Raw genomic sequence first — 13,657 nt, 5'->3', positions numbered from 1 at the left:
GCCGGTGCCGGTCCCCACCGACCTGCCCGCCGCCCGCGAGCCCGGCCGCTACCGGATCGCGCTGGTCTGCCTCGGCAACATCTGCCGCTCGCCCACGGCCCACGTCGTCCTGGAGAGCCGCCTGGCCGACGCCGGTCTCGACGACCGGGTCGAGGTCGCGTCCTCCGGCACCGGCGGCTGGCACGTCGGCAACCCGATGGACCCGCGCGCCGCGGCCACGCTGACCACGGCCGGCTACGACCCGAGCCGGCACCGCGCCCGGCAGTACGACGCGACCTGGCCCGAGGCGTACGACCTCGTCCTCGTGATGGACGAGGCGAACCTCGCCGACGTCGGCGGCCGGACGCCGCGGGTCGGGATGTTCCGCGACCTCGATCCCGTCGACCCGGGTGGAGAGGTCCCGGACCCGTACTACGGTGGGGACGACGGGTTCGAGGAGGTGCTGGCGATGGTCGAGCGCACGAGCGATGCGATCGTGGCGGCCCTCCCCCGCGCGCTCGAGGGTCCCGCCTGATGGCTCGCCAGCCACTGGTCGCCCGGCGCGCCGAGGAGCTGCTCGGCACCGCGGTCGTCGCGACCTCGCCGGTGGCGGGCGGCGACATCGCCACGGCGACCCGGCTGCGCCTGTCCAGCGGCCAGACGGCGCTGATGAAGACGCTGCCGCACGCGCCCGAGGGGTTCTTCGAGGCCGAGGCCGAGGGACTCCGCTGGCTCTCCGAGGTCGAGGGTGGCGTGCCGGTGCCCGAGGTCCTCGCCGCGGCCAGCGACTGCGTGGTCCTCGCGTGGGTCGAGCAGAGCTCGAAGACCCCCGTCGAGGCGGCCGTCGCCTTCGGCCAGCAGCTCGCCACCACCCACGCCGCCGGAGCCGACGGCTGGGGCCTCGACCACGACGGGTTCATCGGGCGACTGCCGCTGCCCAACAAGACCGCCGACTCGTGGCCCGAGTTCTACGCCGTGCGCCGGGTGCTGCCCTACCTCAAGCTCGCGCGCGACCGCGGCGCGATCACCGAGCCCGACGCGGCGGCGGTCGAGGCCGTCATCGGCCGGCTCTCCGGCCTCCTGCCCGAGGAGACGCCCGCACGGCTGCACGGCGACCTCTGGAACGGCAACTGCCTCTGGGGCCAGGACCTCGCCATCCACGTCATCGACCCGGCCGCCCACGGCGGGCACCGCGAGGTCGACCTGGCGATGCTCCACCTGTTCGGGCTCACGCACCTGCCGCGGGTGATGGCCGCCTACGACGAGGCGTACCCCCTCGCCGAGGGCTGGGAGGAGCGACTCGGGATCCACCAGCTCTTCCCGCTGCTGGTGCACGCGTGCATGTTCGGCGGCGGCTACGGCGCCCGCGCCGGGGCGGTCGCGGCGCGCTACGCCTGACCTGCTGCCTGCAGGAGACGCTCAGGCTCCGCTCAGGCGCCGGTGGCATCCTTGGCCCGTGACTGAGTCCCGGCCCCGCGTGCTGGTCGTCGACGACGACCGGGCGGTGCGCGACTCGCTGCGCCGGTCGCTGGAGTTCAACGGCTACGAGGTCGTCCTCGCCGCCGACGGGGCCGAGGGCCTGGTCGCGGTCGGCGCCCAGCACCCCGACGTCGTGGTGATCGACGTGATGATGCCGAGACTGGACGGGATCGAGACCACCCGTGCCCTGCGCGCGGCGGGCAACGACGTACCCGTGCTGGTGCTCACCGCCCGCGACGCGGTGGGCGACCGGGTCGAGGGCCTCGACGCCGGGGCCGACGACTACCTCACCAAGCCGTTCGCGCTCGAGGAGCTGCTGGCCCGGCTGCGGGCGCTGCTGCGCCGGGTGGTGCCCGACGAGGACGGCGAGAGCGAGGTGCTGTCGTTCGCCGACCTCACCATGGACGTCGCGAGCCGCGACGTCTCGCGCGGCGGCCGCGCGATCGAGCTGACCCGCACCGAGTTCACCCTGCTCGAGATGTTCCTGCGCCGGCCGCGGCGCGTGCTCGACCGCGCCTTCATCCTGGAGGAGGTCTGGGGCTACGACTTCCCGACGAGCGCGAACTCGCTCGAGGTCTACGTCGGCTACCTGCGCCGCAAGACCGAGGCCGCCGGCGAGCCGCGGCTGATCCAGACCGTCCGCGGCGTCGGCTACGTCCTGAAGGAATCATGACCACCGCCGCGCGGTCGGCCCCCACCTGGCCCGACGGACGCTGGCACTACCGCAGGTCGCTCGCCTCGCGGGTCGCCGTCCTCACCACCCTCGTGCTCGGCATGTCCATCGCGGTGATGGCGTTCACCGCGTTCGTCGTGATGCGCCAGCAGATGATGAGCTCGCTCGACCAGTCGCTGCTCAACCGTGCGCACAAGGCCACCGCCTTCACCACGCTGTCGCGGATCACCGCAGACGGCGTGCCCGCGTGGGTGCTCGGCGCCGCCGACGTGCGGATCATCTTCGTCACCGCCGAGGGCCGCGCCGTGACCGGCGACGACGTCCCGAGCTTCACCCTCGGGCGCCCCGAGTACGAGGTGGCGACCGGCCAGCGCGAGTCCGCCGTACGCACCCTCGTCACGACCGAGGGCGAGCGGTTCCGGGTCGCGACGGTGCAGGCCAACGACGGCGCCGCGTTGATCCTGGCCCAGCCCCTCGCCCCCAACGACCGGACGCTGGAGAAGCTCGGCGGCGTGCTCTTCGTCTTCGGGGCGCTCGGCGTGCTCGCCGCCCTCCTGGCCGGCTGGCTGGTCGCCAAGAACGGGCTCAGACCCGTACGCCGCCTGACCTCCGCCGTCGAGCGCATCGCGGTGACCGAGGACCTGACGCCGCTGCGCGTCGAGGGTGACGACGAGGTCGCCCGGCTCGCGACCGCCTTCAACCAGATGCTGCTCGCCCTCGGCGCCTCCCGCGACCGGCAGCGGCGCCTGGTCGCCGACGCCAGCCACGAGCTGCGGACGCCGCTCACCTCCCTGCGCACCAACCTCGACCTGCTCCGCCAGGCCGAGGGCAACGGTCAGGACGACGGCGCCCTCCCGAAGGAGGCGCGCCTCGAGCTGCTCGACGACGTGCGCGGCCAGATCGAGGAGCTCAGCGCCCTCGTCGGCGACCTGGTCGAGCTCGCCCGCGACGAGCCGACCTCGCACGTGGTCGCGCAGGTCGACCTCGCCGAGGTGGTCGAGCGGGCGGTGACGCGCGTACGCCGCCGCGCGCACGGGGTCGCCTTCGACGTCGCCCTCGACTCGTGGCCGGTGGTCGGCGACGCCAACAGCCTCGAGCGGGCGGTGACCAACCTGCTCGACAACGCCGCCAAGTGGAGCCCCTCCGAGGGCACGGTCACCGTGCGGCTGACCGGCGGCGTGCTCACCGTGGACGACCAGGGCAGCGGCGTCGCCGAGGCCGACCGCCCGCACGTCTTCGAGCGGTTCTACCGGGCCGAGGAGTCGCGCGCGATGCCCGGCTCCGGTCTCGGCCTGGCCATCGTGCGGCAGGTCATCGACCGGCACGGCGGGCAGGTCCAGGTCTCCGAGGCGCCGGGCGGCGGGGCGCGGTTCTCGATGTGGGTGCCGGGGGCCGGGGCTGCAACGCCGGGTTAGCGCTTGTCGTACCCGTGTTCTGCGGGAATGCCCACAAGCACCGGCCGGCGTCACCGCGGCGGGTCGAAGACGCGCAGCAGCCGCTCGGCCTTCCACTCCGACTCGGCCCACTCCTCGGCGACGTCGGACTTCACGGTGATCCCGCCGCCCGTGCCGAGGACCCAGGTCCCGCTGCCGTCGGTCATCAGCGACCGGATGACGACACCGAGATCGGCCGGTCCGTCGCCGCTGATCCACCCGAACGCCCCGGCGTACGCCCCGCGCGGGGTCGCCTCGACCTCCTCGATGACCTCCATCGTGCGCAGCTTGGGCGCGCCCGTCATCGACCCGGCCGGGAAGAGCGCCCGGAGGGCCGCCATGGTCGAGACGTCGTCGCGCAGGCAGCCGCGGACGGTGGAGACGAGCTGGTGCACCGACTCGTACGTCTCGACCTGCATCAGCGCCGGCACCTCCACCGACCCGACCTCGCACACCAGCGACAGGTCGTTGCGGAGCAGGTCGACGATCATCAGGTTCTCCGCGCGGGTCTTGGGCTCGCGCGCCAGCCGCTCGCGGTGTGCCTCGTCCTCCTCGGGCGTACGACCGCGCGGCGTGGTGCCCTTGATCGGCTTGGTCTCGAGGTGGCGGTCGGCGGTCACCAGCGCGTAGCGCTCGGGCGAGCTCGACAGCAGCCACGCCCGCGCGCCGGCGACGTCGTGCTGGAGGAACCCGCTGTACGGCGCGGGGTTGAGCTCGCGGAGCCGGAGGTACGCCGCGACGGGGTCGAGGTCGGCGGTGCGGGTGAGGCGGTGGGTGAGGTTGACCTCGTAGGAGTTGCCGGCGTGGAGGTGCTCCTGGACGCGGGCGAAGGCCTCGGCGTACGCACTGGGTGGGGGAGTCTGACACTCCGAGGCGGTTGCAACCCCCTCCAGGTGACGGACTCCCCGCTCGAGCGGGGAGTCCCCGGAGGCGGCGACCGCGTGCTCGAACACCCGCACCTCCCGCGGCCGCATCCAGACCGCGTCGGGCAGGAACGGGTCGGGGGCCGCGGGCAGGTCGGTGCGCGAGGCGTACCCGAGGTAGCCGAACCACTGCTCGCCCGCGGAGATCCGCTCCTCGAGGACGGCGAAGACGTCGTCGCCGACGACGCGCGAGGTCCCGCCCACGTGCAGGGTGACCTCGCGCCGGGCGGCCGACCACGACAGGGAGGGGTCGTCCTCGTCGAGCCAGCCGATGATCGAGCGGCGACCCGACCACTCGCGGGCACCGCCGCCGTCGAGCCAGAAGCAGCGCGGGTGCCGCGACGCGACGTCGCGGAAGAAGGAGACCGGGTCCGTCACGTCAGGAAGTTCCTCATCATGGCTTCGCCGTGCTCGGAGAGGATCGACTCGGGGTGGAACTGCACGCCCTCGAGCGGCAGGTCGACGTGCCGCACCCCCATCACCACGCCGTCCTCGCTCCACGCGGTCGCCACGACCCCGGCGGGCAGCTCGACCGCGCCGAGGGAGTGGTAGCGCACCGCCGCGAACCCCTGCGGCAGGCCGGCGAAGACCCCGGCGCCGTCGTGGCTGATCGCGGCGACCTCGCCGTGGGCCGGCCGCAGGCGCGAGACCGTCCCTCCGTACGCCGTCACCAGCCCCTGCATCCCCAGGCACACGCCGAGCACGGGCCGCGTCCCGGCCAGCAGGACCACGTTGCCGACGGAGAAGTCGAGCGTCGAGGCCGGGTGCCCCGGCCCCGGCGACAGCACCACGTGGGAGTGCGCCAGCACCTCCTCCGGCGACACCTCGTCGTGCTGCACGACGCGGGGCAGGACGCCCGTCACGGCGGCGACGAGGTGCACCAGGTTCCACGTGTAGGAGTCGTGGTGGTCGACCACGATCACGTCCGGCGTCACGCGCCGACACTAGTGCTACCGACGCACCGACCGGCACGCCGCCGACACCGGCTGGTCGCCCGACTCCCGGCAGCCGTCGAAGGCGGCGAGCTTCGCCAGCAGCGCGGCCACCTCGTCGCGTCGCGACGTGGCGGCGAAGCTGTTGCGCTTCTCGAACCGGTTCTTCCGGTAGGAGTAGTACTCGTAGCCCCACCGCACCTTGCCGCGCCTGGGGTCGAGGTCGAAGCGCGCCAGCAGCGCGGTGCGGCTGCGCACGGCCGTGAACGACGGGATCCGGTCGAGCTCGGAGCCGGTGAAGGCGGCGTCGGGGTCGTTGCCGGTGAGCGTCTGCTGGGTGTGCTCGAGGAAGGCGTACGACTGCCGCACCAGCGCCGGCCGGGACAGCGTCGGCACCAGCGACAGCCCGCTGCGGAACGGCGCGGGCGTCAGGCCGGCGAGCTCCTCGAAGGTCGGCGCGAGGTCGATGTTGCTGGTGACCTCCCGGCGCGGGCCGGGCAGCACGCCCGGGCCGGTGACCAGCAGCGGCACGCGGACGTCGGTGTCGTAGGGCGTCCCCTTGCCGCGACCCATGCCGTTCTGGCCGAGGTGGAAGCCGTTGTCGGAGGTGAGCACGACGTAGGTGTTGGGCCCGACCGTGCGCAGGATCCGGGAGACGAGCCGGTCGGCCGACTGCGCCATCCGCGCCCGGTCGCGCAGGTCGCGCACGGCGGCGGCCACCGGGAGCGTGCGCACGGTGTTCCAGGCGCGGGCCTGCTTGCCGTTGGCCAGGCGCGGACGGTTGTCGCGGCGCTGGTCCCCGAAGCCCGGCAGGTCGTCGACCGTCAGCTTGCGGCAGGCCACCCGCCCGCAGCTGCGCGGACCGGTGCGGTCGCGGAACATCGGCGGGAAGAGCGGGTCGCCGGCGTAGTGCGGCTCGGGGTTGACCCGGTTGTGCGGCGCGTAGAGCGACACCTCGAGGAAGTAGGGGGCGTCGGAGGCCTCGTGGGCCGTGACGAAGTCCATCGCGAGGTCGCCGATGACGGTCCCGGCGTACGCCTTGTCCTTGGCGGCGTTGCTCGCGCTCGCCGGCGGCGCCGGGTGCTGCACGAGCTGCAGGCGCTGGCCGGCGAGGGTGGTGCTGGCGAAGTCCCAGCCGTCGTAGGCGGAGCCGAAGACCGTGTTGAAGGTCGTCCAGCCCGGCACCACCGGCGGCAGCGCGCGACCGGCCACCCACTCGTACTCGTTGAGGAACTTGCCGACGAAGCCGGTGTGGTAGCCCGCCTCCTGCAGCCGGACGTTGAACGCCCGCTCCGGGTTGCCGTTGGTGTCGTAGGCCGGCCACCCGCCGAGGCCCGACGTGCCGCTGTTGGAGGTGTTGGTGCGCACCCCCGTCTGGTGGGGGTACTGCCCGGTGAAGAAGCTCGAGCGCGACACGCAGCACAGCGAGTCGGTGACGAACGAGTGCGGATAGCTGGCGCCCGTCCTGCGCATCCGCTGCACCGAGCGCATGGTCTGCACGAGGTCCATCGAGAAGTCGTCGAGCATGACCACGACGATGTTGGGCCGCTTCGCCCGGGCCGCCGCGGGCTCGAGCTCCGCCACCGCCGACGCCGAGCTCGGCGTACGCGGCGGCACGGCGTCGTCCGGTCCGTCCGGTCCGCCCGACCCGCTCGTCGCACCGCATGCCGTCAGCACCAGCAGGCACACACCTGCCACGGCTCCCCTGAATCTGCGCACTGCTCCCCCGTCGTCTCCCCCGAGCTGGCTACCTAGGGTGACGCCGTAGGCCGCCCGATGGTTGCCTGCCACGCCGACGAATCGTCGGCGAGCGTCACGCGAGGAGGTCCCGGACCGCCGCGTGGAGCAGGTCGTAGCCGTTCTCGGTGAGGATCGACTCGGCGTGGAACTGGATGCCGCGGAAGTGCGGCCCCACGATCGCGTGGATGTCACCGGTCGCCTCGTCGGCCTCGACGCGTACGCCGTCGGGCAGCGCCCCGCCGTCCGGGACCCGGCCGACGAAGGTGTTGTAGAAGCCGACCCGCTCGGTGCGGCCGTCGAGCCGCACCGGCGACTGCGTGCCCTGGAAGACGACGTCCTTGTAGCCGAGGTCGAGCCCGAGGCGCTGGCACAGCGTCTGGTGGCCCAGGCACACGGCGAGGAACGGCTGCCCGGACGCGAGCAGGTCGTCGACCGCCCGGCGGAACGCGGCGATCTTGGGGTGGTCGCCCTCACGGGGGTCGCCCGGGCCTGGACCGACGATGACCAGGTCGGCGTCGTCGAAGGCGCCGGTGGCGTAGTCCTCGTGCCGCACCACCCGCGAGGTCATGCCGAAGACCCCGAGCACGTGGACGAGCATGTTCACGAAGTCGTCCTCGCCGTGCAGGATCACCGCCTGCTTGCCGGCCAGCCCCGGGTCGGCGGGCTCACCGGCCTGGTCGGTCAGCCAGAACCGGGACAGCCGCTGGTTGCGGGTGCCCAGGGCGAGCACGACGTCCTCGTCGCGCGCGAGCTCGGCGATGTCGGTGCCGTCGGAGGTCGCGGGCGGGGCGAGGCCGAAGGCACTGAGGATGCCGCCCGCCTTGGCGCGCGTCTCCGCCACCTCGTACGCCGCGTCGGAGTCGCGGACCAGCGTGGCGCCCGCGGTGACCTTGAGCTCGCCGGACGGCGAGACGTCGGCGGTGCGGATGAGGATCGGGCTGTCCATCGTCGGCGTGCCGTCGGGCGATCGGCCGAACAGCGCGAGCGCGGCGCCGTAGTAGCCGCGGCCCTCCGGCTCGTAGTCGGCGATCAGCCGGCACGCGTTCTCGACCGGCGCGCCCGTCACGGTCGCGGCGTACATCGTGTCGCGCAGGATCTCGCGGTGGTCGCGGTCGGAGCGGCCGGCGAGGAGGTACTCGGTGTGGATCAGGTGCGTCATCGGCTTGAGGAACGGTCCGAGCACCTGACCGCCCTCGTGGCAGATGTCGCACATCATCTTGAGCTCCTCGTCGACGACCATGAAGAGCTCGAAGACCTCCTTCTCGTCGGCGAGGAACTCCAGCAGGCGGTCCTTCAACGCGTCCCCGTGACCGGCCACGCGGAACGTCCCCGAGATCGGGTTCATCCGGACGTCGCCCTGCCGCACCGACACGTGCCGCTCGGGGCTGGCGCCGATGAGGAACCGGTCCCCGGTGAAGAAGCAGAAGGTCCAGTACGCCCCGCGCTCGCGCTCCATCAGGCGGCGCAGGACGGTCAGGGCACGCGAGGCGTCCCAGTCGGCGAGGACCGCGCGGTAGTGCCGGCCGATGACGAGGTTCGCACCCTCGCCCTGGCCGATCTCGTCGCGGATGATCGCCTCGACGACAGCACCGTAGTCCTCGTCGCTGGTGGCGAAGCCGCCGCGGTCGGCGAGCTCGACGGGTACGTCCGGGAGCGCGGCGAGCAGGTCGTCGACCGACACCTCGTGCTCGGCCTCGATGTCGACGACCGTCAGCGGGGCACCGTCGTCGATCGCCGCGAACCCGCGCTCGCGCACCTGGCGGAACGGGACCGCGACCAGCCGGTCGGCGCTGCGGCCCGGCGCGGGGGCGCCCGTCTCGAGCGGGATGTCGAGCAGCGACTCCACCTCGTGCGGGGTGCCGCCGACCAGACCGGCCGTCGGGGAGGCCTTGCGCCGGATGACCGCCCACGCGCCGTACCCCTGGATCTGCTCCAGGAGGTCAGCCACGGGAGGTGAGCCAGGCGTGGTCTCGGTCATGGCGGAACCCTACGGGCGCCCGCGCGCCCGCCTGCGGCCTGTCCGCCGACCGACCGCTCTCGCCTAGGGGTGCTTGACGTCGACGCTCACCCAGTCGACGAGCATGCCCGGCCGAGCGCCGCCGGCGACGACGTGCTCGGGCAGCACGTCCTTGTTGGACAGCCGCAGGTGCAGCGGGGAGGTGTTGCCCGGCACGCGGCGGAGGTCGGGGGTCGAGGTGAGGGAGTAGACCTCGTTGCCGTAGGCGTCGGCGGCGGAGTAGGTCACGGTGTCGCCGCCGACGGTGAACTCGACCTGGTAGTGCCAGTAGGCCTCCCAGGGCTTGAGGCCGTCGGCGAACAGGTGGCCGACCGGCGCCAGGTCGGCCGGCATCCCGGCGGCGGCGCAGGCGCCGTCGACACTGTCGTCGACCAGGTCGTAGCAGATGTGCGAACCGAGCTGCGCCCCCGTCGGCTTCTGCGGGCCATAGCTCTCGATGACGTCGATCTCGCGCGGATCGGTCGGGCTCGGGTGCTGGATCCACAGCGCGGCGTAGTTGCTGCCCGTGTCGGGCATCAGGATGCTGGCGCTGACCCGCACCTGGGTGCCCGCCGGCAGCGTCCAGCCGGGGTTGGTGCGGATCTGGGAGAGCCGGCCGACGTCGAGCTGGCCGACGCCGTTCTGGACGGCGGCGTTCCAGCCCGGGAGGTAGTGCCACTGATCTGGCCACGCGCCGGCGGGACCTTCGAAGTCGTCGCGGAAGACGCTCTCCCATCCCCACGTCGGCGCCGGGTCGGAGTCGGCGACGTCGCCCGCCGCGAGACCGGCCCGGGCCGGGGAGGCGGACACCACGAGCACCGACAGGAGCACGGGCAGGAGCACGGGCAGCAGCATCGAGACGAGCACGACGCGGGCGCGCGAGAGCAACGAGGACCACCCTCCTGGGATGTGGGCTGACGAGACCGAGGGACCGGGACCGGAGCCGTGAATACTAGGTGCCGCCACCGACGACGACAGGGCCCGGGGGCTCAGCCGACGGTCGTCAGCAGCTGGGTCGCGCGGGTCAGCACGACGTACAGCGTGGCCCGGCCGGTGGCCGACTCGTCCTCGATCTCCTGCGGGGAGACCACGACGATGCCGTCGAACTCCAGGCCCTTGGTGTCGAGGCCCGTGAGGACGACGATGCGGTCCTCGCCGCTCGGCGTGACGCTGGAGTCGACGGCCGCGCGGGCGTTGGGCGCGTGCGCCGCCAGCTCGGGCCAGGACGCCAGCCAGGCGTTGACCTCGGAGCGCCGGGCGACGGGCACGACGACGCCGATCGTGCCCTCGACCCGGTCGGCGACGGAGGCGACCGCCTCGCGCACCGCGGCCTCGAGGTCGTCGACGGGGCCGACCACCCGCGGCTCCTCGCCCGTACGGCGCACGGCGTCCGGCAGGTCGGCGTCGAGGCCGACGCGGCGGGCGTAGTCGGCGGCGAAGGCGTAGATCTCGGCGGAGTTGCGGTAGTTGGTGGAGAGGTGGAACTCGTGGAGGTCCTTGCCCTCCAGCGCCTCCGCGCGGGCCGCGGCCGCCTCGGGGGCGTCGGGCCACGACGACTGGGCCGGGTCGCCGACGATCGTCCAGCTGGCGGTGCGCCCGCGGCGCCCGACCATCCGCCACTGCATCGGGGTGAGGTCCTGCGCCTCGTCGATGAGGACGTGGGCGTAGCCGTCGTCCTCGATGCGGTGCGTCGGCGCGGACCAGGCGAGGCCGCCGGGGGCGTACTCGCGCTCGGAGATGGTGGTCAGCTCCTGCAGGTCGACGCCGCCCTCGAGCAGGCCGGTCTCGTCGAGGTCGCGCTCGTCGTCGGTGCGCTGCGGCACGTCGCCGAGCGCGTAGCGCAGCTCGTCGATCAGGGGGACGTCCTCGATCGACAGGCCGCCGACGGCCCATGACTTGAGGAGCAGCGCCTGGTCCTCGCGGGACACCACGCCCTCGCCGACGCGCGCGAGGAACTCGGGGTCGCGCAGCCAGCCGAAGACGGTCTGGGCGTCGAGCGGCGGCCACCAGGCCGACGCGAACTCGACGAACCCCTCGTGGCCGAGCATGTCGTCGTCAAAGGCCTCGCGCCCGCGCTCCTTGCCGCGCTCACCGCTCACCTGGCGCCACATCGCGTCGAGGAGGGTCCTGGCCACGCGCGGCAGCTGGCGGTTGCGCCGACCCTGCGACATGAGCTGACGACGCAGCCGCCCGAGCAGGCTCGGGTCGAGCACGATCGTCTCGTCGCGCCAGTAGATCCGGAAGCTGGTCGGGGCGCCCGGCGCGTGCTGGCGCGCGGTGCGCCGCAGCAGCTCGGCCATCCGCGTCGCGCCCTTGACGTCGGCCACCGCGGGCTCATCATGGCGGGTCGCCCGGATGCCGCCCACGACCTCACCGAGCGAGCGCAGCGCGACGGCGGTCTCGCCGAGGCTGGGGAGCACCCGCTCGATGTAGCGCATGAACACGCCGCTCGGGCCGACGACGAGGACGCCGCCGCCCTCGTAGCGGCGGCGGTCGGAGTAGAGGAGGAACGCCGCGCGGTGCAGCGCGACGACGGTCTTGCCGGTGCCGGGACCGCCGGAGATGGACACGACGCCCTTGCCGGGCGCGCGGATCGCCTGGTCCTGCTCGGCCTGGATGGTGGCGACGATGGAGTGCATCGACCGGTCCCGGGCCCGGGAGAGCTGCGCCATCAGCGCGCCCTCGCCGACGATCGGCAGGTCGGTCTCGGCCTGGTCGTCGAGCAGCTCGTCCTCGACGCCGATGACGGTGCGGTGCAGCGAGCGCAGCACGCGGCGGCGCACGACGCCCGACGGCGACGCGGCCGTGGCCTGGTAGAACACTCCGGCCGCCGGCGCGCGCCAGTCGATGAGCAGCACGTCGCGGTCGGCGTTGCGCACGCCGATGCGGCCGATGTAGCGCGGCTGGGTGTCGATCGACGGGTCGAGGTCGAGACGACCGAAGACCAGGCCCTCGTGGGCGGCGTCGAGCTGCGCGATCCGCTTGGCGGCCTGGAAGACCATCGCGTCGCGCTCGACGAGGCCGCCCTCGTGCTCCAGCTTGCCCCGGCTGTGTCCCTCCGCGGCAAGCGCTCGCGCGTTGCGCGTCGACGCCTCCAGCTGCACGTACACCTCGTCGACGTACGCCTGCTCCGCCGCGATCTCCCGCGCCTCGAGCTCCTCGCTCAACTCCCGCTCCTCATCCCCCGATGACATCCCTCGATGAAGGCTGCCCAACCGTCCCGGGCAGACCGGCAAGCGTACCGGCGCACCTGCCGCACCGCCGACTTCCCGGACATCCGTGGACCGCTGTGGCCCCCGAGGTCAGACGGCGAGGAGCGCCGCGCCGACCAGGCACACGGCGGCGCCGACCGTACGGATCCGGTCCACGCGGCCGAGCGCGCGCAGCAGGTCGGGCCGCTCCCGGGCCGGTGCGGACGACAGTCGGCCGTGCATCGGCGCCGCCAGCGCGGCGGTGGTGACGACCGCGAGCGCCCCGCCAGCCACGGCAAGCCAGGTGCCCTCCGCCCGCGGCTCCACCGCGACGGTCCATCCCAGCAGCAGCACCAGCGGCACGTACAGCAGGGCGACCAGCGGGGCGATGCGCCGCGAGTGGCGCGCGTGCGCCTCGTCCCACGCGTCGTCCGGGGCTTCGCGGAGCGCCGGGTAGACCACGAGGTCGACCGTCAGCTGGAAGCCCAGGTGGGCCGCGGCGACGAGCAGCAGCCACGGCGCGGGACCGGTCGACGTCACCCGAAGGCCCCCGGACCGAGGTCCTGCTCCCCGGCGGCGATCGCGTCGACGATGCGCCGTGCCACCGCGGCCGGGTCCTTCCCGGCCGGCAGCCGCGGCGCCTGGCCCGACGACGGTCGCGTTGCCAGGCCGGTCTCGGTGTGGGGCGGGCGCACGTCGAGCACGTCGACGCGGCTGCGCCGCAGCTCGGTCCGCAGGGCCACCGCGGCGGCGCTGAGTGCGGCCTTGCTCGCGGAGTACGCCGCCATCCGCGGCAGCGGCTGCTCGGCGACGACGGCGCTGAGCTGCGCGACGAATCCCTGCGACTCCTCCAGCAGGGGGAGCACCCGGCGCAGCAGGAGCAGCGGGCCGACCACGTTGGCGAGGAACAGTTCCTCGACGACCTCGTCGGGGGTGTCGGCGAGCGGGCCGAAGGCGACCACGCCGGCCGCGTTGACCAGGCCGTCGAGCCCGCCCAGGTGCTCCCGCGCCGCGCTCGCGACGTCGGCGCCCGCCCGGGCGTCGCCCAGGTCGGCCACGACCCGGGCCTGGGCGTCGAGCGCGTCGAGGCGGTCGGCGTCACGACCCACGACGAGCAGTCGGGCCCCGCGCGTGGCCAGCTCGGCCGCCACGAGCGAGCCCAGCGCGCCGGTGGCGCCGACGACCGCGACGCGGGAGCCGTCGAGAGTGCGTCCGGCAGGGTCGGGGCTCGTCATCGGGGTCTCCTCGGGTCGGGGGTCACACCCCCTTCTCCCCCGCAGGGCCTCCAGCGGATGCAGCCGGGCGCTACTT

At 73.7% G+C, this 13,657-nt stretch carries 12 protein-coding genes; 4 read left to right on the top strand and 8 right to left on the bottom strand.

Translation table 11 applies throughout. From position 1 onward, the window contains the following. Positions 1 to 4: 4 nt before the first annotated feature. Genes IEZ24_RS04940 through IEZ24_RS04925 form a run of 4 tightly spaced genes read left to right on the top strand, consistent with a single transcriptional unit; the run spans position 5 to position 3,546 of the window. Entirely contained in the window at positions 5 to 514 is a 510-nt protein-coding gene (locus IEZ24_RS04940) for a low molecular weight protein-tyrosine-phosphatase (protein WP_191192822.1), read from the top strand. After that, positions 514 to 1,377 carry a fructosamine kinase family protein gene (locus IEZ24_RS04935; RefSeq protein ID WP_129453059.1) on the top strand — a complete coding sequence of 288 codons (864 nt, stop codon included), beginning with the start codon at positions 514 to 516 and terminating at the stop codon, positions 1,375 to 1,377. Before IEZ24_RS04940 ends, IEZ24_RS04935 begins: the two co-directional genes overlap by 1 nt. A 58-nt stretch (positions 1,378 to 1,435) precedes the next feature. Continuing rightward, entirely contained in the window at positions 1,436 to 2,131 is a 696-nt protein-coding gene (locus tag IEZ24_RS04930) for a response regulator transcription factor (RefSeq protein ID WP_129453060.1), read from the top strand. Then, positions 2,128 to 3,546 carry a sensor histidine kinase gene (locus IEZ24_RS04925; RefSeq protein WP_129453061.1) on the top strand — a complete coding sequence of 473 codons (1,419 nt, stop codon included), beginning with the start codon at positions 2,128 to 2,130 and terminating at the stop codon, positions 3,544 to 3,546. The genes IEZ24_RS04930 and IEZ24_RS04925 overlap by 4 nt, the downstream gene beginning before the upstream one ends. 50 nt (positions 3,547 to 3,596) lie before the next feature. Here IEZ24_RS04925 and IEZ24_RS04920 read toward each other — a convergent pair whose 3' ends face one another. The 8 genes from IEZ24_RS04920 to IEZ24_RS04885 form a co-directional block, all read right to left on the bottom strand. Next, the gene (locus IEZ24_RS04920) at positions 3,597 to 4,865 is read right to left on the bottom strand and encodes an anthranilate synthase component I family protein (RefSeq protein ID WP_129453062.1); all 1,269 of its coding nucleotides are present in this window, start codon (positions 4,863 to 4,865) and stop codon (positions 3,597 to 3,599) included. Next, the gene (locus IEZ24_RS04915) at positions 4,862 to 5,422 is read right to left on the bottom strand and encodes an anthranilate synthase component II (protein WP_129453063.1); all 561 of its coding nucleotides are present in this window, start codon (positions 5,420 to 5,422) and stop codon (positions 4,862 to 4,864) included. The genes IEZ24_RS04920 and IEZ24_RS04915 overlap by 4 nt, the downstream gene beginning before the upstream one ends. Before the next feature lie 15 nt (positions 5,423 to 5,437). Next, positions 5,438 to 7,138, bottom strand: a complete 1,701-nt coding sequence (locus tag IEZ24_RS04910) for a sulfatase-like hydrolase/transferase (RefSeq protein WP_129453064.1) — start codon at positions 7,136 to 7,138, stop codon at positions 5,438 to 5,440. Positions 7,139 to 7,232: 94 nt separating this feature from the next. Next, positions 7,233 to 9,137, bottom strand: coding sequence for an anthranilate synthase family protein (locus tag IEZ24_RS04905; protein WP_129453065.1), 1,905 nt, complete (start codon positions 9,135 to 9,137; stop codon positions 7,233 to 7,235). 63 nt (positions 9,138 to 9,200) lie between these two features. After that, complete coding sequence (locus IEZ24_RS04900) at positions 9,201 to 10,043, bottom strand: LamG domain-containing protein (protein WP_129453066.1); 843 nt, start codon at positions 10,041 to 10,043, stop codon at positions 9,201 to 9,203. Positions 10,044 to 10,144: 101 nt separating this feature from the next. Next, complete coding sequence (locus tag IEZ24_RS04895) at positions 10,145 to 12,322, bottom strand: HelD family protein (RefSeq protein ID WP_129453067.1); 2,178 nt, start codon at positions 12,320 to 12,322, stop codon at positions 10,145 to 10,147. Between the two features lie 135 nt (positions 12,323 to 12,457). Further along, a complete protein-coding gene (locus tag IEZ24_RS04890) occupies positions 12,458 to 12,886 on the bottom strand; it encodes a DUF1772 domain-containing protein (RefSeq protein ID WP_129453068.1) in 429 nt (142 codons plus the stop codon). Continuing rightward, the gene (locus IEZ24_RS04885) at positions 12,883 to 13,581 is read right to left on the bottom strand and encodes an SDR family NAD(P)-dependent oxidoreductase (protein WP_129453069.1); all 699 of its coding nucleotides are present in this window, start codon (positions 13,579 to 13,581) and stop codon (positions 12,883 to 12,885) included. Before IEZ24_RS04885 ends, IEZ24_RS04890 begins: the two co-directional genes overlap by 4 nt. Positions 13,582 to 13,657 lie beyond the last annotated feature (76 nt).

The sequence above is a fragment of the Nocardioides ganghwensis genome (assembly GCF_014779655.1).
Classification (GTDB): domain Bacteria; phylum Actinomycetota; class Actinomycetes; order Propionibacteriales; family Nocardioidaceae; genus Nocardioides; species Nocardioides ganghwensis.
This window is presented reverse-complemented; position numbering and strand designations above follow the sequence as displayed.

Excerpts from the sequence above, each read along its gene's own strand:
- IEZ24_RS04935 (WP_129453059.1), top strand. The coding sequence starts at position 514 with ATGGCTCGCCAGCCACTGGTCGCCCGGCGCGCCGAGGAGCTGCTCGGC.
- IEZ24_RS04925 (WP_129453061.1), top strand. The coding sequence starts at position 2,128 with ATGACCACCGCCGCGCGGTCGGCCCCCACCTGGCCCGACGGACGCTGG.
- IEZ24_RS04905 (WP_129453065.1), bottom strand. The coding sequence starts at position 9,137 with ATGACCGAGACCACGCCTGGCTCACCTCCCGTGGCTGACCTCCTGGAG.
- IEZ24_RS04885 (WP_129453069.1), bottom strand. The coding sequence starts at position 13,581 with ATGACGAGCCCCGACCCTGCCGGACGCACTCTCGACGGCTCCCGCGTC.